The sequence below is a fragment of the Natronocella acetinitrilica genome (assembly GCF_024170285.1).
In the GTDB taxonomy this organism is placed as follows: Bacteria; Pseudomonadota; Gammaproteobacteria; order Nitrococcales; family Aquisalimonadaceae; genus Natronocella; species Natronocella acetinitrilica.
Genome location: NZ_JALJXV010000006.1, coordinates 317,266 through 338,427, shown reverse-complemented (window position 1 = coordinate 338,427; position 21,162 = coordinate 317,266). Strand labels below are relative to the sequence as shown.

The following is a 21,162-nucleotide window of genomic DNA, read 5'->3' as shown; positions in this document are numbered from 1 at the left end:
GGCTGAGGCACACTACTGGCGGCTGAAAGCCACCGAGGCCATCCCGATGGCCTCAACTTAAACCCAACAGCCTCCATCATACCCGGGGCGGTTCAAGGCGATGCTGGACCAGTTGGCAGAGCCGATCAAGCACGCGCGGTCAGCAGGGCTGCCTTACCGGCAGTTGCGATCAATGATCAGCGAGTGTCTGGGTGTTGAGGTCTCGGAGCAGACGTTGCGGAAGTACTGCCAAGAGACCCTGGGGCTTGAGCCTCGGGTGCAGAGGAAGGGGACAGTGGAGCCGGCACCCGGAGGATCGGCCCGCAAACTCGACGGGCTACGTCGGGAGTGTCACGCTGATTGACGCCTCTACCCAAGCACAAAGGGTGACAAGGACAGTGGATCAATTCGGGCTCTTCGATCGACCAGAGGACGCACTTGCGGACCTCGCCGGCCCTGGTTGGCCTGATGTCTCTCGCTTTCCGCGTAACGGTGGCGGTAACTCAGTTCGGCGGCTTGTGCTCGATGACCTCAATGCGGCAAGCCGTCCCCTCATCATCGCTGGCTTCGCGTCCCTCGATGAACTCATCAAGTACATAGCTGGCATTCCTCAGGCCTGCGAAGAGGTAAGGCTGCTCCTGGGGAGCGAGCCGTATCCATCGCGCACCGTACATCTCGCGCCGAAGTCGCAAAGGTTTAAGGAGGAAGTGGAGAAGTACTGGCTTGAGCGCGGTATCTCGCTCGCCGTGAGCGGCAAGGTCATCGACGCGATCGAAAAACTTCGATCGAAGAGGGTGGTTGCTCGATATGTGAGTGGGGTACGCCTTCACGCCAAGATGTACTGTGCGGAGAAGGCCGTAACGCTCGGGTCCAGTAACTTCTCCAAAGCCGGTTTGCAGTACCAGCTTGAAGCCAACGCAAGATTCGAGAACGGCGATAAACGCTTCCGGGGGGCATGGCAACTTGCGGAACGATACTGGGAGGTGGGGGAGGATTACAGCGCTGAGTTAATCGCGTTGCTGGAGAGGCTGCTGCGGTTTGTTGAATGGCCGGAGGCAGTAGCGCGCGCATGCGCTGAGTTACTGGAAGGCGATTGGGCAAAAGACTACATGCAGCACCAGCAGTTGGGCGCTGCGCCCGCCCTATGGCCGAGCCAGAAGCAAGGCATTGCCCAAGCGCTCTGGCTGCTCGACACGGTTGGAAGCGCGCTCGTTGCCGATGCCACCGGAGCTGGAAAGACGCGGATGGGGGCACATCTCGTTAGGGCACAGTTGGACCGGATCTGGAGTTCGGGTCGAATCCGCAAGGGCAACCCCATGTTGATCTGCCCACCGGCGGTCCAAAAGGCATGGCATGACGAGGCAACGCTCTGCGGTTTACCGTTATCATCGTCATCCCATGGCGTGCTGAGCAATTCGCAAAGCATACAGCGTGAGGCCGCCATTGATGCGGTCCGTCGTGCGCAGATACTGGCTGTCGATGAGGCACACAACTTCCTTAACCCCCAATCACGGCGTACTCGCCAGCTGCTGGGGAACATGTCGGACCACACCATCCTGTTCACCGCAACGCCGATCAACCGAGGAGTTCGTGACCTCCTTCGGCTGGTGGACATGTTGGGAGCCGATAACCTTGCTCCGTCCACACTCAAGATGTTCGAGCAGGTGCTCAAGCGGCGAGATGTAGGCGATTCGGTCGCGCCGAACGAGGCGCAGGCACTTCGTGCTGAGATCCAGCGTTTTACCGTGCGCAGGACCAAATCGCTGCTGAATCGCATGGTCGATGAAGCGCCGCAAGAGTATCGCGACGCGGACGGGCGGCAATGCCGTTATCCACGGCATGAATCCCGCATGTATGAGCTGGGGGAACCGGACAACGACTGTCAGCTCGCGGAGAAGATTCGGGCACTTGCCAACAAGCTCAGGGGCTTGGCCTATCTTGCCAAACCCATTCAGATGCCGGAGGCGCTGAGATCACAGTGGTCGGAAGAAGAGTACCTGAAGATTCGGCTCAACGCGGCGAGTAAACTGCCCGCTTATCTCGTCATGGCAACGCTGCGCTCCTCACGAGCGGCGCTGCTTGAGCACCTGAGGGGCACGCAGTGGGCCGAGGATGTAACACGAATCACTGGGTTGAAGAAACAACCATCCGGCAACGTCAGGCGCCAGCTCATGGAGCTTGCCGGAAATCCCCCGAAGAATCGCTTATCGACCCCCCTGCCAGCTTGGTTGACCGACCCCGGGGCACATCGCCAGGCATGTCGAGAGGAGGAGGCGATCTACATAGAGATTGGAAAACTTGCCCTCCAGATGACCGAGCGACGCGAGGAAGCCAAAGCCGACCATCTCTGCGCCGTACTCAAGCGGCACAGCCTGGTGCTTGCCTTTGACAGTCGACCGATCACGCTGTACCTGATGCGTGAAAAGTTGCGAAGACGCGGTGTTGAGGTATTGCTGGCTACCGGCAGCGATCAGCAGGGCAAAAGAAGCGTGAATGAGGCCTTCAGGCGGGACTCAAAACACCGGAACACCATCGCCCTATGCTCCGACAGTATGTCGGAAGGCATCAACCTCCAGCGGGCGTCCTGCATCGTGCATCTGGATATGCCAAGTGTCGTTCGGGTCGCTGAACAGCGGGTCGGCCGGGTGGACCGCATGGATAGCCCGCACAAGAATATTCAGGCTTGGTGGCCCAAGGATGCTAAAGCCTTCGCATTGCGAACGGATGATCGGTTTATCGAACGCTACCAGACGGTAGAAACTTTGCTCGGCTCCAATCTTCCACTACCGGAGGACATGCGCAGCGCCAAGGAAGACTCTGCGGTGGTTGATCCACTGACCCTTGCGCAGGAGTTGGAGCAGGAAGGGAGGGAGAGAGGTTGGGACGGATTGGAAGATGCGTTTACGCCGGTTCGAGCCCTTGTGAGTGGAGAAACGGCGCTGGTTGAGCCCGCCGTCTACGCCGAGTACCGAAAGGTGACGGCACGGGTGCTTTCCCGCGTCAGCCTTGTGCGCACGGATCGCCCCTGGGCGTTTTTCTGCCTGCGGGGCGCGGCAGAGTCCGCACCGAAATGGATTGCCTTCCCTCGCCCTGATTCCGCAGCCATGACAGAACTCGGCGACGTCTGTGAGTTGCTTCGCGCCAGGCTCGGGCCGGACGTGCAGAGCGGCCAACCGGACGAGACAGCCATGGTTCAACTGGAGGAATTCTTGAAACAGCTACTGGCGTCGGAGCGATTGCTGTTGCCACGACGCAAGCAGCGTGCGCTGGAACAAATGGCCGTGGTGATAAAGCGATACCGGGATGATGCGGCGAAGGCGCAAGACGAAAACGCGTACAACTTTTTTCAACGATTGGTTGAAATGCTTGAGAATCCAGACCCTGAGCAGACTCCAGACTGGAACGACCTGGCCGAACGTTGGCTCGACGTTATCCGCCCGCTCTGGTTCACGTTCCTTACCCAGCGGCGCCGGCGCCGCCCGCTACTGCTAAACGAACTCACAACGTCGCTCAAGGGCACCGAACGTATCCCGATGGGGCAATTACAGGAAGCCTTTCAAGGACTTCGTATCGGGAGTCCGCTGGATGAGCGGATCGCGGCGTGTGTGCTTGGGGTGAGGGGATAGGGTAGTCGTGCCCAAGGAGCCCCTCCCTATACTCCCTTCGCCAACGGAAGAGTTGGTTGGCAATGACGTCGTGCCGACGCGCAACAACATAGACCGATGCACCGGCCACGAGCGTCTCCTCAGCCATCTGCCGCTTGTACTCCCGGATGAATCGGCGGCGCTGGCTAACCGCACGCTCGGTCTCATCGACTGACGTATCCCCCTACCTCCTCGTGGACACTCCTGAGCGGCTTTGAAAGGGAATGTAGGCTCAGTCCTCACCGACCTGTTCACAAAGGCATGGGCGGCTTGGTCGGCTCCGGGATTGGAATGTTGCAAACAGGCGTAGTGCGCATCCCCGTCACGATCCACTATGCAGCTCGACGCTTTTTTCGACGCCTGCCTCCAATTTTTCGATGCTGACGGGCACGCTCCTTCTCAGACATGATACTAACGCGCTTCTGAGGTGCTATCGCTTGGGGCACAGCTAGCTGCCATGTCGTCTCACGCAGGGTCCGAGCATCATCGTCGGTGGACGCAACCTCCACCTGCAATGCGAGATTTTCCGGTGTAAAGAACCGAGATCCGGCCTCGATCGCATGCCGGAGCCGATTGGTCGCCTCGTCAGTTTCAACTATCCAGCGTTTCCAGGCCCTTAACTGACCGAGTCCGAGTGACGCGACGTTCAAATTCTCAAGCGATTCGAGGTTATTAGTAATTAACTTGTGGTCTCGGTGTGGGTCCGCAAGCAGCACATTGAGTCCCTGAAAATTTCCGATAAGTTCGCTTTCGTACTCTCCATCTGATCGCGTCTTCACCAGACCAGCATCGAGCAAATCTCGAATTTCATCCTGAGATCTCTGCCGCACCCGCTCAACTTTTGAATCATTTGAGCGCGCCTTTTGCCGCATAACCTCACGCACACCGTCTGGCGTCACACGCTTCCATTCTTGCAACGCTTTCCGAACCCAACTGGCACCACGTTCCTGCTGAACAAGATCTTGAACACCTCGGCGCTTAACGGGAACGTCGTCAACGAAGGCAGTAATGTCCCGCCTTAACCGAATTTCGTTCTGGGTTGCCTCAAGTTTGCGTTGGGCAATGGCAAAATCGTGGCCGAGTTTGGTCTTGCCACATACTCTGCCGACGTGAAACAAGCGGCCGTCGGCGAGTTTTCCCAGTAACCCACTTTTATGCGGGGTTCGGCAGTCTGCGAGCCCGCATGGGATCTCCATGTCCAGTCTGTAAACATTGATTAGGTCAAACTCACCGTCGAGCAGGTCCGCCGCCGTGATGCTCCGATCCAGACCAGATCTTTGAAGCAACTCGTTGGCATCGTAGATAGGGTCCACCTCTACGGGAAGATCGAACGACTTCACTGACTTCGCCACAGGAAAATCCTTAACAGGCATCGAAAGTTGGACGATGCCATAACACGACATCTTGTGACACCCTATCGCACTATCGGAAATTGTTGGGCCTCGACCGTCATCAGATCCACCAGCTCCACGCCGAATGGATCGGCGACGCTGTCGGTTCGTATAGCGGGCCACTGTTGTCCTTATTCTTGGTCAATTTGCGCTGATGCCGAATGTCGCCTCGGGAGTTGAACGATCCAGAATCGATGATGTGTGGCCGTGCGCCAGCGCGTGGTCGCCAACCTCCGCCACACGGCAGAGAACGAGCTAACGAGCGGGAGGTTCAGAGCGCGAAGAGCTCTCCGCTGCCGTTGGCAGCGAGAACGCCGTCAATCGCAGATTACGGTGTTTCCCATTGTTCGGCAGTTGCGCAGAGTGGTCGGCTGATTGTCTTTAAGAATTTGCTCGCGACGTGCACGACGTTGTTCTCGCTCGATTGCGGATAGACGCTCGCTAGTTTCCCGCTGCCTGCGCTCTTCGGCGCGCTGTGTGGCGCCGCCTGGATCGAGGCGGTCCTGCCACGCTTGATCTAGGGCCTCCAGTTCCCCGCTTAGCCGCCGGTGCCGGTTTCTGTTCGTCATGAGATCGGAGACAGTTTGGTCCAGACCCAAGTTGATTGAATTTATTTCCCGTTCCAATCGACGACGCTCTGTTTGATAGGCTTGGTGTTCCGATTCGAACTGATGTCGTGCCTGTGATTCCTGATGTCGCGCTTGGGCTGCAGCCGTTTGTTCTGCCGAGGGTCCGGGGGAAACGCGAATCCTCTCCATGTCGGCGTCGGGGGTTTCACATTGAGTCCCCTGAAACGTGGTACTGCCGTCCGGCAGGGTGCATCTGAAGACTTGCTGCGCGTGAGCGAAACTGGAAGCGATGGTGATCGCGGCGACGATAGCCCCCGCCGAGAGCAAGAATCTACCCATTACCCAACTTCCCCCGTCCTTCGCATGTCACGCTTGAATGACCAGAGTCTAGCAGAGCTAATGTCTTGTCCCGACCAGTATGAGGCGCGATCGCCACGAAGCTGTCATGCGTGAACCATGTCCCGATTTCGTAACATGATGCCAAGACACGCGACGCTATGAGAGTGTCTTGGTGTAGTCTCCGTCGAGACGCCACGGTTCGAAAAAGATCGGGATGATGCGTGTGACGGTTCCGGAGAGGTCAGTCAAATTGTTGAGGGCAGGATGATCAAAGACGCGACAACGCTGATCGAGCTGCGGGTGCTTGTGGGCTATCTCGGTGAGCAGGAGCCAGCCTGGTGGGCGTCAAACTTTTTCGCACCGACCGCCGAAGCTTTTCTCAGCCCGGTATTCGGGCGCTCGGCGAAGCAAGCTCAGTATCATGGGGTGCTAGAGGCTGCGCGTCGCGTTCATGATGAGCGTATTGGCGTTGGCCGAACGCTGCATCTATTCCACCTGCCAGAGGGCTTCGAGCAGAGTGCGGCCAGCCTGGTCGCTGATCGTGAGAAAGGCGCGGCGCACTTTGAGCACACGGGTTCTGTCGAGCACGTTCAAGCTCGATTAGAAGTGCTTGCGAGCCCCCAGAAGGCACAGGAAGGGCCGTTGCTCGTCGGAGATTTCGGCGGCAACCTCGAGGAGCACCTGCCAACCGTAGCGGGCCTTTACCTTGATGCGTTTCGCAAGGGTATCCAGACCTTTCCATACCTTCGGGAGGCGCATTGACCGAGTCTCCCATCTACACCACGCAATTGCAGGCTGGGCTAGGCCTGATCGACGAGACACAGCGGTTGTTCGAACTTTTTGAGCCGGGTATGCGCTCCCGCCAACTGTTCGCCAAGGCGCTTGAGTCCGGCATGTTCCCCCTGGTCTCGGCTCGCCGGCTGGACAACATCGTTCGGGAGTGCTTCGCGCCTCGCTACCTGCGGCATCCAGGTGTTGCCGAGAATTTGAAGCGTCTGCTTCCTTGTCTGGAGCGTGATGAGCGTCTGCAGGTATTCATGCTCCACACTGCCAGGGCCAACGCCATCCTGGCCGACTTTATCCGTGACGTGTACTGGCCACGTTATGTCTCCGGGCGGGATAGCCTCAGCCGTGAAGATGCAGTGAGGTTCGTGGAAAACGCGGTGAGGGAGGGGAAAACCCAGAAGCAGTGGTCCGAGAGCACCGTCAGCCGCGTGTCCGGTTACCTACTAAGCGCTTGCGCTGACTTCGGCTTGATCGAAACTCGCCGCAGCGGGTCGCGGCGGCTCTATTCGCTGCGTCTTGTCAGCCGGGTTGGGACCTACCTGGCCTATGACCTCAAGTTCCAAGGGCTAGGCGACAACCAGGTACTGAATCATCCTGACTGGCAACTCTTCGGCCTTGAGCGTGCCGACGTGCGCGATCAATTCAAGCGCTTGTCACTGGATGGGCACTTGATCTTGCAAGCTGCGGGGGATGTCACTCACATCAGCTGGCAGTACAAGAATATGGAGGAGGTGGTCAATGTCCTCATTGGATACTGACTTCAACGAGCTGATGGAGCGGGTTCGGCACGGTCGTGAGTTCGGCCATGCCAGCTTCGAACCCGTTTTCTACCTGGTATTTCGGCCCGAGCAGATCCTGGATGTGAAACGCCACCTGCCCGCCTGGCAGAGCCGGCTGCGTAACGAGGGCTGGGATGTCCATACGTTCTCAATTGCCGAGGCCGTGGATGAGATCCTCACCCAGGCAAGAATGCGCAATATCTGGCTGGCCGCCGATCAGCGTAACCCGCAGGACTGGAAGAAGACGAATGCATCTCTCGCCAACGCGGTGGCCAATGGCGCTCTGCAGCAGCGGCTTGAAGCCAGACTCTCGGAGCTCGAAGACAAGCCAGGCAGCATCCTGCTCGTCACCGATCTGGAAGCCTTGCACCCCTACATGCGTATCGGGGTGATTGAAGGACAACTTCAGGGGCGCTTCCATGTGCCCACAGTGTTTCTGTATCCCGGGGTGCGCACTGGCAAGACACGCCTCAAGTTCCTGGGCTTCTACCCGGAAGATGGCAACTATCGGTCGGTCCACGTCGGCGGGTAGAGAAGGAGTTCATAGATGGAAATCAAACAGCTATTCGATCCCAGCCGCGACATCTACCGCAGCATCGAGAAGGTGATTGCCTACGGCGTCTCTCAGGAGGAACGCCTGCGCAAGGAAATCGCCGAGTACGTGGTAACCGATGCCATCGACGAACAGTTCAACCAGCTCCTCACCAAGATGCAGGCGGCCATGGAGGCAGGCGGGGAGAATGAGGTCGGCGTATGGGTCTCTGGTTTCTACGGCTCGGGCAAGAGTTCCTTCACCAAATATATGGGCCTGGCTTTCGACGATAGCGTAACCATCGACGGCGTGCCGTTTCGCCAGCACCTCCAGGATCGCCTCAAGAACACCACCACGCGCCAGCTCCTGAGCACTGTGGCAAGGCGCTTCCCGGCTGCCGTTTTGATGCTGGACTTGGCCACCGAGCAGGTCAGCGGGGCCACGATGGAAGAGGTCTCCAGCGTCCTCTACTACAAGGTGCTGCAATGGGCGGGCTACTCACGCAACCTCAAGGTGGCGGCATTAGAGCGCCGGCTGAAACAGGAGGGGCGCTACGAGGAATTCCTAAATCTTTTCGAAGACAACACGCGCGGGGAATCGTGGCGTGATTACCGGAACGATGAACTGGTGGTCGATAGCCTGATCCCCGAGATTGCCCACAAACTGTATCCCGCCCTGTTCACGACCCCAAACGCCTTCAATACGGCCACCAGCGACGTGATCCGCTTCGAGAATGATCGCGTTCAGGAAATGCTCGAGATTGTGCGTGAGCACTCCGGCAAGGAGCACATCATTTTCATTGTGGACGAGGTTGGTCAGTACGTGGGTGCGCGGCAAACGCTCATTCTGAACCTGGATGGCCTGGCTAAGAACATCAAGGCCCAGGGCGAGGGCAAAGTGTGGCTGATCGGCACCGGGCAACAGACCTTGACCGAAGATGACCCACGCGCCTCGCTCAACTCGCCCGAACTCTTCAAGCTCAAGGACCGCTTTCCCATCGGTATCGACCTCGAGGCCGATGACATCAAGGAGATCTGCTACACACGCCTGCTCGGCAAGTCTCCGGAGGGTGGCAAGCAACTAGGCGAACTCTTCGATCAGCACGGCCAGGCGCTCCGCCACAACACCAAGCTGGAGGATGCCCGGGCCTACGGCGCTGACTTCGACCGCCAGACCTTCATCGATCTTTACCCCTTCTTGCCAGCCCATTTCGACATCCTGTTGCACCTGCTCGGCGCCTTGGCGCGCTCCACTGGCGGCATCGGGTTGCGGTCGGCCATCAAGGTCATTCAGGACATTCTGATCGAAGGGGATGGCAAGCGCGTGCCGGTGGCTCAGCAGCCGGTGGGCTGGCTGGCGACCACGGTTACCCTCTACGACGCCCTCGAAAAGGACATCGAACGCGCCTTTCCCAATTGGCACAAAGCCGTCAACACCGTCACAAAGACTCGCTTCCCGGACTCGGAACTGGAAAAGCGCATCGCCAAGGCGGTGGCCGTTCTGCAGATCCTCGGCAATCTGCCGATCACCCGGCGCAACGTGGCCAGCCTCATCCACGCCGACGTGGCAAACGGTAGTCAGGCCGATGGGGTGAATGCCGCTATCGAGCAACTAATCGCTGACCCGATCGTCCCCTTCGGCGAGCAGGACGGATTCCTGTGCTTCTTCAGCGAGAAGCTGAACGATATTGAGCAGGAGCGCACGCAGATTCCGCTTCGTGCAGTTGAATTGAAGCGCATCCTCAACAGGGCACTGGAGGAGGTGTTTTCGCCCTTGCCCAGCGTCCAGCTGCACGGTTCATTGTCGGTGCAAAGTGGCCTCAGGACTCAGGGCCCCGAGGGTATTCCAGTCTCATTGGCGGGTGATCGTCACCCCATTCAAACAGTGGTCGAACTGGTCGAACCCACCGACTATGAGGCGGCCCGCTCACGGTTGCAGGATGATTCCCGGGTCAAGACAAACGAGAACGTAATCTACCTGGTGGGCCGCAAAAGCCCCGACCTCGACGAACTGGCCGCCGACATCTATCGCTGTCAGGAGATTGATGCCAAGTTCCGGCACGATCCCGACCAGGAGGTGCGCGACTATTGCCGAGCCCAACTGGAGCGGGCCAGTCGGTTGGGTGCAAACCTCCAGCGGTTGATTAAGCGCAGCCTGCTCCAGGGCTCGTTCATTTTCCGTGGGCAAACCACTGCCGTGGAGGGTCTCGCCAGTGACTTGACCGAAGCCGCTCGGAAGCAGCTTGCCGGCGTCGCAGGGCAAGTGTTCAGTCGCTACAGCGAAGCGCCTGAGCGTGTCCAGAGTGATGTCGCAGAGCGCTTCCTGCGCGTGGGAAACCTTAGCGGCACGACCGCCAAAACCGATCCGATGGGTTTGGTGGTTCAGCAGGGTGGCCAGACCAGCATCAACATCGATCACAGAGCGCTGATCAGCATCCGCGATCAGATTGATCGCGTCGGCTCGGTGGATGGAAAAAGCCTGGCAAGCCGTTTCAGTGACGCGCCCTTCGGTTGGTCGCAGGACACCTTGCGGTATCTGGTGGCGGGCATGCTTCTCGGTGGCGTCATCAAATTGAAAGTGTCCGGCCGGGAGGTCACGGTCAACGGGCAACAAGCCATCGATGCGTTAAAGAACAACAACACGTTCAAGAACGTTGGTATTTCCCTGCGAGAAGATCGCCCATCGATGGAAATGCTGGCCCTGGCGGCGACGCGTCTTACTGACCTAAGCGGTGACAGGGTGGTTCCCCTGGAAGATTCCATCAGTAAAGCTGCCACGAAAATTTTCCCGCTGCTTCAGCAACGCTACGCATCGCTCGCGGGGCGTTTGCAGTCGCTAGGTTTACCCGGCGACGACCGTCTGGAGGCCATGGGCCGTGAAATGGCGGACATTCTGCTCACCGATGGCTCTGATGCCCCGCAGCGCTTGGGACGCGAGGAATCCAGCTTATACGACGCGCTGACCTGGGCGGCGGAGCTCAAAAATGCCTTGGATCAAGGCTTGGAAACCACACTGCGCGACCTTGGCGACCTGGCACGCGCAATTGATGGGCTGCCAAGCAGCGGCGCGCCTGGTGAGCTGAAAGCGGAGCTGGCGGAACCGCTAAAAGACCTGTCGACAAGGCTGGCGTCCAGTGAGGCCCACCGCTATGCCTCGGATTTCAACACCCGGCTGACTGAGCTACGAGGCAAGGTTCGTCAGGCCGCCGAGGGCATGCGGGAGTCGCAGCAACGTCGCTTACGCCAGGCGGAGCAGGAGTTGCAGCGCGTCCCCGAGTGGCCCGAACTGACCCAGCAGGAGCAACAGGAGCTGCTCGCCAGTCTGGATGAATTGGTCCTGGACACGGAGCCGGACATCAACGGCTTGCGTGCTTTGGTAAACCGGGATTACGAATTGCAGAGCGCGGTAACATCGCTCAAAGAACGCGTGGAGCACGTTGGTCGCGAACGACAGCAACAGCGGGTACGCGAGGAACAGGAAGCGCTGGAGGCGCGTTGCAAGGAGAGCAAACCGGTACTCAATCGCCGATTACAGACTCGGGCAAAAATTCGTTCATTGGATGAGTTGGATAGCGTCATCCGGGAGCTGCAGAAACTGCGCGGTGAACTCAAGTACGCCCATGCCTTCGAGCTCAACCTGGCAATCGACGATTCGGATAGGGAGTGAGGCATGGCCTTTGATCAAGCCACCCGCAATCGTCTGCAGAGACTGGTTAGCGACTGCCGTAAGCAGTTAACCGAAGAGTTTACCCTGCAGTTACAGCAAACGTATGGCCTGGATCCCAAGAGCGGCGAGATCACTGCGCTCGAACGCCTCACCCACCTGAGCGACCGCGAGCGGCACACTGCCGAATTACTGCGTGAGACGCTGAGCCATTACCTGGCAAGCGAGATGGCGGGGGAGCACCCAAGCAAAGCCCAGCGTCAGGCCGCCATCGACCGCATCATCCGCGAGCAGGCCTTCACCGTGCTCAACCGCCTGGCGGCGCTGATGATGATGGAGGCGCGTGGCCTGCTGCTGCAGTCAGTCAGCAAGGGCTCCCAGTCCCAGGCCTTCGAGCTCTATCGCCACTTGGCGGGCACCGCCCTGGGTGAGACCGGGGAGGCCTACCAGACCTTCCTGTTCAGCTTGTTCGACGAGTTTGCCATCGACCTGCCGGCGCTGTTCGACCGCTTCGCGCCCCAGGGGCGGCTCTTCCCCCGGGAGACGGCGCTGAACGCTCTGCTCGAGCTGCTCAATCATCACGAAATCGAGCGGCTCTGGGCACTCGACGAGACTATCGGCTGGATCTACCAGTACTTCAACAGCCAGGAAGAGCGCAAGGCGATGCGCAAGGCCAGCCAGGCCCCGCGCAACAGCCGTGAGCTGGCGGTGCGCAACCAGTTCTTCACCCCCCGCTATGTGGTGGAGTTCCTGGTCGACAACACCCTGGGCCGTCAGTGGTTCAACGCCACCGGCGGCACCACGCCGCTGCGCGACAGCTGTCAGTATCTGCTGGTCAAGCCGGACGAGCAGCCTGAGGCCGGGGTCAAGCTGCGCGATCCGCGCACCCTCAAGCTGCTGGACCCGGCCTGTGGATCCATGCACTTCGGCCTCTACGCCTTCGATCTCTTTCTGCAGATCTACCGCGATGCCTGGCAGCGGGAACAGCAGCACGGCCCCGGCTCGCTGGACGTCTCCACCCAGCCGGAGGCGGGTTTCGAACCGCTCTGCCATACCTATGCCGATGAAGAGGCCCTGCTGCGTGACGTGCCGCGACTGATCATCGAGCACAACATCTTTGGGGTGGATATCGACCCCCGCGCCGCCCAAATCGCCTCGCTGGCGCTGTGGCTGCGCGCCCAGCGCGCCTGGCACGAGGGCGGTGTGCAGGCCATGGAGCGCCCGGATGTTGGGCAGGGCAACGTCATCGCCGCGGTGGCCCCGCCCGCCGAGAAGGAACTCCGCGAGGCCTTAATGGCCCGCCTGGATCGCCAGGATGCCGAGCTCTTCGAGAAGACCCTGCAGATGCTCAAGGGCCTGCCCGAACTAGGCGTGCTGCTGCGCGCCGAGAAGGAGCTCCCTGCGCTGATTCGTCAGGTCTATGTGGGCAAGGGCAGCGACCTCTTCGCCGAGCAGGAGCAGGAGACCTGGCAGAAGGCCGAGGAGCGCCTGCGCCGGGCCCTGGTCGAGTTCTCCGAGGAAGCCGGCGCCACCTACCAGAGCCGCCTTTTTGCCCAGGATGCCCTGCAGGGCCTGAGGATGATTGATCTCTGTCGAGCGGTCTTTGATGTGGTAGTCATGAACCCGCCGTTTGGTGACACCGTCGCAGCTGATAAGCTCTTAGATAAAAAGATCTATCCTGGTGCTAAGCATGATGTGTCTACTGCTTTTGTTGATCGTGCACTTGAGTTGACTCAAGGAGGTTCGGTAGGGGTTTTGATGACCAGAACCCCTTATTTTTTAACTTACTTGACAGCTTGGCGTGAAAGATTGATAGAAAGGGTTGGGAGTGCGCATTTTGTTGACCTTGGGCAGGGTGTGCTGGACGCTCTTGTAGAAACAAGTGCAGTCTGCTTCCATTCTGATCGTAAAAAATCATATTTCGGGGATGTGAGAGGCTTAGAAGCGAAAGGTGGTGAGAATGCCATTCTACATCTTGTCAGAAGTTTTTCATTTTATGAAATCGATATAACTTTATTTTCTAGCATAAAAAGGTCCCCCTTTATTTATTGGGTGTCGCCAGAGATTCTCGGGCTTTTTTCAAAAGGTGTATTGATCAGTGATGGGGCAAGAGATGGGTATATTGGTGCTGTCACTCAAGATGATTTTAGGTTTACTAGGCTTTGGTGGGAAGTCGAAGGAGAACAAGGCTACCAAAATATTTCAAAGGCCGGAACTTATCAGCCTTTTGTAGGTAACTTTTTGATAAGGATTAATTGGAAAGAGTCGGCTAAGGAGTTAAAGTATTTTCTTGTTGATTATCGTGCTAAGAAAGGTTTTTCTCCACACTGGACTGCACAACTAAATGGCTACGATAAATATTTTCAGCCAGGAGTGACATGGTCATCACGGCCTCACAAAGTTGGTAGTTTTTGGATTCTGCCTGAAGGCTCAGTTTTTGGAAATTCGGGGCCGGCAATTATTGATGAGAATCCAGAGGGGAATTATTATAGCTTGGCTGTTCTCAACAGTCCGACATATCTCTCTCTTTTGAGTCTTCTTATGCCGCGAGGTACGAGAGGTGATGGGCAGACTCTTAAGTACGAGCTTGGTTATATAAAGTCTGTTCCTTTCCCAAATGCTGAAAATGATGACTTTGAGTTTATTTGCTCGCGCTCTAAAGAGATAGTTAGGTTGCTGCATGGTTTGCAGGCATACGATGAGATGTGTCCGGATTTTTATCTTGAGTCTGCTTTTCCAAAAGTAAATGATTTCGATCAGTTTGTGGGTGTGATCTATGATGTAAAATTAAAGGCTGAAAATGAGTATCGGATCCTGAAAGGGGAGTTGGATAAATTTATAAGAAGACTATATGCTTACACAGGTGATGTTAGTGAAGGTGATCTTTCTTCTTTAGAAGAATCTGTTGTTGAAGTTATCGAGGATATGGTTCACCCTCTTTTCAAGGTTGATGACGCCCCTGGTCTAGCGAGTAAAATATTCTCATATGCATTGAGCATGGCTTTTAAAAGGTACAAGTTTTCGTGCTCATGTGGAGGCTCTTTCTGTAGAGGGGGTTCAAAAGAAAGAGAAATAGACGCGCTGGAAATAGGTATTTTATCTGGTGATGCAAACCAGTCTGATAATATTTATAAGCGCGTTTTGGATGTTACGTCTTGCTATCTAGGTTTTGATTCATCAACTCTTTTGTCAGAAGCGGCGAGTGGTCTTGGTGATAGTAAGGGTTATGATCACTATCTGAGAGAGAAGTTTTTTAGCCAGCATGTAAGGGACTGTACTGCAGCGAAAAAAGCTGCGCCACTTTATTGGCAGATTTCCACGAGATCGGGAAGCTACTCTTTGTGGATTTATTTTAGAAATGTCACGAGTCAGACTTTATATGTGGCTATAAATGATTTTGTTAACCCAAGGCTTCATCAGATAGATAGTGATGTTCGAGACATTATTTCGAATTCTGGTAGCCTTGGCGTCTCGACCTCCAAGGAGGTTGAGAGAATTAAAGGATTGCGTGAGGAGTTGGCTGAATTTCGCGATGAGCTCTTGGAGATCGCGGAGAAATATCGGCCCAATGTTAATGATGGAGTGCAGATTTCGGCAGCGCCATTATGGAAGTTGATTGACTTTAAGCCTTGGCAAAAAGTTCTTAAAGATACCTGGGACAAGCTTGAGCAGGGTGACTACGACTGGGCCCATCTGGCCATGGCCTACTGGCCGGAGCGGGTGCGCGAGAAGTGCGTTACCGACAAGTCGCTTGCCATCGCCCACGACCTGGAGCGCCTCTACGTCGAACAAGAGCCGGCGTCCAAGAAGACGATTGGGCGGAGGAAAAGCACAGGGAGCAGTGAATGAGCATCATGGTGCAGTCCAGCAAGGCGCATGATCGCAGCCTTGGCGAATGGTTTCACGATATCCAGCGCGGCTCGATCAAGCTGCCGCGCTTCCAGAGAATGGAAGCTTGGGACCGCAACAGAATCACAAGTTTTTTGGATACCGTGATTAACAATCTGCCGATGGGAGTGGTGCTGATTCTGCAGGTTGACGGTAATCAGAATGAGAAGTTTGTGTCCCGCTATATCAGCGGCGCAAAACCCGCGACGCAGGGGACGGTGACCCAGCATCTTTTGGATGGCCAGCAACGCCTGACGGCCTTCTGGCGGGCGATGCACAACAACTACGAGTATGAAACGTTCTTCGTTTATCACCCCGAGTTTGATACGCAGTCGGGTGCGCCTGGCGAGGATGTGCAGGTTTTCTTGAAGCCTCGCTGGTATGACAAGCAGGGGCGGCGTATGCCGCTCTGGGCGGATGACCCTCGGTATATTCTCGAGAGAGGATTGTTCCCCATATCACTGCTTCGCCCGGGCGATATGAGTCCGGAAATTTCCGATTGGCTAGCGAAAGCAACGAGCCACCTTAAGCCCGCCGGCAGTGAGGATGACGCCTACCAGAAGCTCGAAGCCTATATGGAGCGACAGGAGAAGCTAAAGGGCGAGATTAATCGCCTGAGAGAGCGTGTGACCCATTTCAACCTTCCCTACCTGGCTTTGCCGTCGTCAACGCCGAAGGAAGTGGCATTGCAGGTGTTCATCAACATGAACACCAACAGCAAGCCGCTTTCCCTGTACGACATCATTGTTGCTGAAGTGGAAAGCGTGGCAGGCAATTCCTTGCACGATCTGGAGGCCATGCTTGATGCCCATTGCCCCCATGCCAAGCGCTACGCCGAGCTACGGGATCTGATTCTCTCGACCTCCGCACTGCTGCAGGACAAGGTGCCGAACAACCGCGGCATGATTGAGATGAACAAACAGGTGCTCGTGGACAACTGGGGGCATCTTGAGCGCGGGCTGGAACGGATGGCGGATTTTCTGGCCAGCCAGGGTGTATACGATGCGGCTAGGCTACCGACCAATGCTGTGTTGTCAGTAATTGCGGCTTGTTATCAGTTGATCCCCGATGATGGCGATTATCGAGGAAAGGCGGAAACCCTGCTGCAGCGGTATCTCTGGTCGGCGTTTTTCACGGATCGTTACGAAAACTCAGCACCGACGCGGGCCTATGCCGACTTCAAAGCCCTTCGAGCGGTGCTGCAGAACCTTCAATTTGATGAGACGCACATCAAGCAGGTGCCCGTGCTGGATCGTGATCACTACCCCCTGGCGACGACGGATGAGTTGATGGCGGCTGGCTGGCCGAAGGCAAAGGGGATCGAAGCCAGAGGCATTATGGCGGTGACCACGTATCTTGAGGCTCGGGACTTCGCCGATAACCAGCCCGCCACCTACGACAACCTGCAGAAGCGGGAGTATCACCATGTGTTCCCCGACGCCTTGCTGCAGGAGGCGGAGATCCCCAGCTTTCTGGCGCTGAATTGCGCCTTGATCACCTGGAAGACCAACCGTGTGATCGGGCGTAAGGACCCGCTGGCCTATCTGGAAGAGCGGGTCGGCTGGGCGGGCGAGGATGCCGTGCGCCAGCGCATGAAGACGCACCTGATCGATTATGACCTGCTGGCCAAGGCCGAATTCGGGGATTTGCAGCAGCAGGCTGAAAGGGAGAGGCTGCAGCAGGATTACAATGCTTTCCTCAGGGACCGGGCACGGCGTGTTGCCTGGGTCGTCGAGTACCTTGCGGAAGGGCTGCACCCCGATCTCCATAAGCTGTGGCAGGAGTCCACAGAGGTGGAGAGCTGAGGGCATGCCGGTTCACTATCACCTTGGTGATTTTCCGCCGAAGCAGCTCGACTGGTCGTTGCTGATCCCGTTGCTGGGGCCAGCCTCTGCCGCCGTGGCACGCTATGACGGGACCCTGGCAGCGATTCCCAATGCGGCGGTGCTGCTCTCACCGCTGACGACCCAGGAAGCGGTGCTGTCCTCGCGCATCGAAGGCACCCAGGCCACGATGGGGGAGGTGCTTGAGTACGAGGCCGAGGGCGATAAGGCGGACCTCAGTGCCGATCGCCGGGCGGATATTCAGGAAATCCAGAACTATCGCGCCGCCGTTCGTCATGCGGAGGGCATGCTGCAGGAGCTACCACTCTCCCAGCGCGTAATCCTGGAGGCGCACAAGGTGCTGCTTTCAGGTGTGCGCGGACAGGGCAAATCACCGGGTCACTATCGCCGCATACCCAACTGGATTGGCCCGGCGGGCTGCAGCGTCGAGCAGGCGCGCTTTGTGCCTATCTCAGCCGACAAGCTGCCGGATGCGATGAGTACCTGGGAGCGTTATGCTCATGGCGAGGTGCCGGACAAACTGGTGCAGTTGGCCATACTGCATGCCGAGTTTGAGGCGCTGCACCCCTTCTTGGACGGCAACGGCCGCCTCGGCCGCATGCTAGTGCCGTTATTCATGTGGCAGTCGGGGCTGATTCAGCGGCCGATGTTTTACATCAGCGCTTTCTTCGAGACCAACCGTGATGAGTACTACGATCGGTTGTTGGCCGTGTCACGTGACAGCGACTGGACAGGCTGGTGTCGTTTTTTCCTGATAGCCGTTCAAGCCCAGGCCGAAGAGAACCAGCAGCGTGCAACGCGGATTCTGGAACTCTATGAGCGGATGAAGCGTGAATTGCCGGAGCTGACGCGCTCACAGTACGCCATTCACGCACTGGATTGGATTTTCGAGCGGCCTATCTTCAAGAGTTCGGATTTCGTGGCAAGTGCCAGTATTCCCGAGGCGACGGCAAAACGCATCTTGTCGCTCTTGCGCCGCGAGTCTGTGTTGCGTGACCTGGTGGAGGCGCGCGGGCGGCGTTCGGCGGTGCTGTGTTTCCCAGCGTTACTTAACATCGCTGAGGGCACAGCGGCGTTTTGAGGTGTACATTTGCATCAGAACTTTATTTGTGGATCATTTTTAGCATTAAGTGATCCACAAATAAAGATGAAGCTCATGCATGAGCGAGAACAGGTTTGGTCAGCGTGGGCACACAAATGGGGAATGGAAGACTCAACCCTATGAGTATTGAGGCATACATTCAGGAGCAGGTGCTGGCCGAGCGACTTCGTCAGCATTCTGTGGTGGTGGTTTACGATCCGCAGCGGCGCTACCGCAGTCTCTGCCAGGGCCTGACGTCAGAGAAATGTCTGGTGGTGGACGCGACCGAGAACAGTATCGAAAGCCGCGAGCAGGCGATGCGGGCACTGCAGTCTCTGGGGCATGGTGAAACGACCGGCCTCCTGGTGTATGTGCCCGCCGAAGCGCCACTGGAGCCCGAGCAAAAACAAATCGATCCATTCTCTCCTTTCGCAGCCTGCGGCGCTGTGTTCCCCGATGGAGATGGCGACAGTTTTCAGACCTTGTGCCTGAAGGCGAAACCCGAGCACGCCGACGAAATCCGACAACTGTTCGTGAATGACCCGAATCCGGACTTCGCCGTCATTGATGCCGTTGGCGGCGGGGTTGGCTGGCCGAATCTGAGAGCGCTACTGAACGCGGAATCCAGTCGCGACATTCTAATGAGCGTATTGGCGCCAAGTGAGTCTCAGCTCAAGGCGCTCAAGGCCAACGATGCCTGGGTGGCTGAAGCGCGTGATCTGTTCAGCCGAGCATTGGGGTTGAAGTTACGTACGCGGGGCAAGACCTGGTCCTCGATTGCGGAGGAGCTTTGGCGATTCGTGCTGTTTAGCGAATTCGCCTTCGACCTGCCGGGGGAACTGCCCGAGGCACTGGAAGATATTCCACGGGCGCAGCAGAGTGCCCGGCCAATCGTTGAGGCTCTTTGTGAGGCCCTGCGCAATGATCGCCGCAGCCAGGATCTATACATCGAAAAAGCCGAAGAAATCGAGCAGGAGCTGGATCTGCCAACCCATTGCCAAGGGCTCACCGATCTTGGTTTGCGCGATACCTTCCCGTTCGAGGAGCGGACGTTTCTCGCGCAGGCGAAGGCTGCCTATGAGCAGGGTGATCTAGAGCGTGTGCGTCTCATTCTTACCCAGCATGAACGTTCGGTCTGGATTGGCAAAGGGGAGAGCCGTGCCAAGTGGTATCTAGTAGAGGCGGCAGCGGCTCTATCTCAAGCCTGTGACGATTTAGAGGGCCAACTCCCTAAGCATGCCGAGAGCATGGAATCCCTGGTGCACTTTTATGTGGGGCATCTGCGGGAAGTTGACCGCCTCCATCGCGAGTTTGAGCAGGCGGTGGCTGACTACGAGTGGCAGGATACCGCGGCCGAGATGACCGGGTTGATTCAGGGTGCCCGCAGAGGTTACGGCAAGCTGGCCGATGCGGCGCAGCAGGTATTCATGCGCCGTCTGGCCAAGACCGGATGGCCATTACCAGGGATGTTGGCCAATTCCGAAGTCTTCGATCGTTTGGTGGCGCCAGCGCTGAAACAGAACGGCCACAAGGTGGCTTACGTGATGGTTGATGCGCTTCGTTACGAGCTCGGCGTTGCGCTGGAGAAACAGCTAGCCGAGGACGGCGCGATCCAGCTCCACTACGCGCTCGCGCAGCTTCCCAGCGTGACGCCCGTGGGTATGGCGAGCCTGCTTCCGGGCGCGAGTGACTATCTGGAAGTAGAGAGGCGTGATGACGGCTTGATGCCCTTGCTGGACGGGAAGCCGGTTGCATCCGTCCCGCAGCGCATGGATGTATTCCGGCGTCGCTACGGGCAGCGTTTTGCGGAGATGCGCCTTGAGGAATTTGTTCGCAACAAAGGCCAAGAGATCGGTGAGGAGACCGACCTTCTGGTGTTGCGGTCAGTGGAGATCGACAGTCATTTTGAAAACCACCCTGAGACAGCGCCAGCGGAAATCACGAATGCGCTGAAGCGCATCCGGATGGCGGTGCACCGTCTAATCAAGCACAAGTTCAATGAGGTGGTGATCGTCACCGATCATGGGTTCTTCATGAATACCCATGCTGGTGCTGGAGACAGGGCAGCCAAGCCGCACGGAGACTGGCTGATCGTGCATGACCGCTGCACCCTCGGTGATGGCTCTGCCGATGATTACCACCTGGTGATGGAGGCGGAGCGGCTTGGTGTGCGCGGCGACATGACGCGTTTTGCGGCGCCGTTAAGCATGGCGGCTTACCGCTCAGGTTTGCAGTATTTCCACGGCGGCGTTTCGTTGCAGGAGTGTGTTGTACCGGTCATACGGATGCAGCTCAAGCAGCATGAACAGCCCAGTGTGAAGCGTGCGCGAGTGGCCATCGGATACAAGAGCGGCGCGTCCCGGATTACCACGCGAGTGCCGGTTATCGACGTTGCGGTGGAGGCTGACGACATGTTCTCCGGCGAAGGAAGTTACGAGATTCTGCTGGAAGCGCACGACAAGCGTGGCAATGTGGTCGGTGAAGTCAGGGCCGGTGCTCAGGTGAATCCGGCAACGGGGACGCTGACACTGCGCGCGGGCGATTCGGTGAAGGTAACGCTCAAGATGCAGTTGGAATTTGAAGGTAGGTTCAAGGTGAAGGCGTTAGACCCAAAAACGCACACCGTCCACAGCCAGATCGATCTTGAAACGGACTACACAGTGTAAG

The 21,162-nt window shown here is 57.4% G+C and carries 11 protein-coding genes and 1 pseudogene; 9 read left to right on the top strand and 3 right to left on the bottom strand.

The annotated features are described in order from the left end of the window. Positions 1-497 precede the first annotated feature (497 nt). Complete coding sequence (locus J2T57_RS14060; protein WP_253479357.1) at positions 498-3,605, top strand: SNF2-related protein; 3,108 nt, start codon at positions 498-500, stop codon at positions 3,603-3,605. On the opposite strand, the pseudogene J2T57_RS22590 reads toward J2T57_RS14060, so the two are convergent. The 3 genes and pseudogenes from J2T57_RS22590 to J2T57_RS14050 form a co-directional block, all read right to left on the bottom strand. Then, positions 3,490-3,756 (bottom strand): annotated as a pseudogene (locus tag J2T57_RS22590) (transposase); the annotation flags it as partial. The gene J2T57_RS14060 and the pseudogene J2T57_RS22590 sit on opposite strands and share 116 nt — an antisense overlap. A 199-nt stretch (positions 3,757-3,955) precedes the next feature. After that, a complete protein-coding gene (locus J2T57_RS14055) occupies positions 3,956-4,996 on the bottom strand; it encodes a hypothetical protein (protein ID WP_253479355.1) in 1,041 nt (346 codons plus the stop codon). Between the two features lie 335 nt (positions 4,997-5,331). After that, positions 5,332-5,922: a hypothetical protein gene (locus J2T57_RS14050; protein WP_253479353.1), complete on the bottom strand. Its 591-nt coding sequence runs from the start codon at positions 5,920-5,922 to the stop codon at positions 5,332-5,334. 264 nt (positions 5,923-6,186) lie between these two features. Here J2T57_RS14050 and J2T57_RS14045 point away from each other — a divergent pair, with 264 nt between their 5' ends. The 8 genes from J2T57_RS14045 (at position 6,187) to J2T57_RS14010 (ending at position 21,161) form a co-directional block, all read left to right on the top strand. Beyond that, a complete protein-coding gene (locus J2T57_RS14045) occupies positions 6,187-6,684 on the top strand; it encodes a BrxE family protein (protein ID WP_253479351.1) in 498 nt (165 codons plus the stop codon). Further along, on the top strand, positions 6,681-7,466 hold the full coding sequence (locus J2T57_RS14040; protein WP_253479349.1) for a BrxA family protein: 786 nt from the start codon (positions 6,681-6,683) through the stop codon (positions 7,464-7,466). Before J2T57_RS14045 ends, J2T57_RS14040 begins: the two co-directional genes overlap by 4 nt. Beyond that, positions 7,447-8,019: a BREX protein BrxB domain-containing protein gene (locus tag J2T57_RS14035; protein ID WP_253479347.1), complete on the top strand. Its 573-nt coding sequence runs from the start codon at positions 7,447-7,449 to the stop codon at positions 8,017-8,019. The genes J2T57_RS14040 and J2T57_RS14035 overlap by 20 nt, the downstream gene beginning before the upstream one ends. Before the next feature lie 15 nt (positions 8,020-8,034). Beyond that, positions 8,035-11,685, top strand: a complete 3,651-nt coding sequence (gene brxC, locus J2T57_RS14030; protein ID WP_253479345.1) for a BREX system P-loop protein BrxC — start codon at positions 8,035-8,037, stop codon at positions 11,683-11,685. A 3-nt stretch (positions 11,686-11,688) separates the two neighbouring features. Then, entirely contained in the window at positions 11,689-15,531 is a 3,843-nt protein-coding gene (gene pglX / locus J2T57_RS14025) for a BREX-1 system adenine-specific DNA-methyltransferase PglX (protein ID WP_253479343.1), read from the top strand. Further along, positions 15,528-17,375: a DUF262 domain-containing protein gene (locus J2T57_RS14020; RefSeq protein WP_253479341.1), complete on the top strand. Its 1,848-nt coding sequence runs from the start codon at positions 15,528-15,530 to the stop codon at positions 17,373-17,375. Before pglX ends, J2T57_RS14020 begins: the two co-directional genes overlap by 4 nt. 4 nt (positions 17,376-17,379) lie before the next feature. Continuing rightward, positions 17,380-18,495 (top strand): Fic family protein, encoded by a 1,116-nt coding sequence (locus J2T57_RS14015; RefSeq protein WP_253479339.1) that lies wholly within the window; start codon positions 17,380-17,382, stop codon positions 18,493-18,495. A gap of 140 nt (positions 18,496-18,635) precedes the next feature. After that, positions 18,636-21,161 (top strand): PglZ domain-containing protein, encoded by a 2,526-nt coding sequence (locus J2T57_RS14010; RefSeq protein ID WP_253479337.1) that lies wholly within the window; start codon positions 18,636-18,638, stop codon positions 21,159-21,161. The last annotated feature ends 1 nt before the right edge of the window (position 21,162 follow it).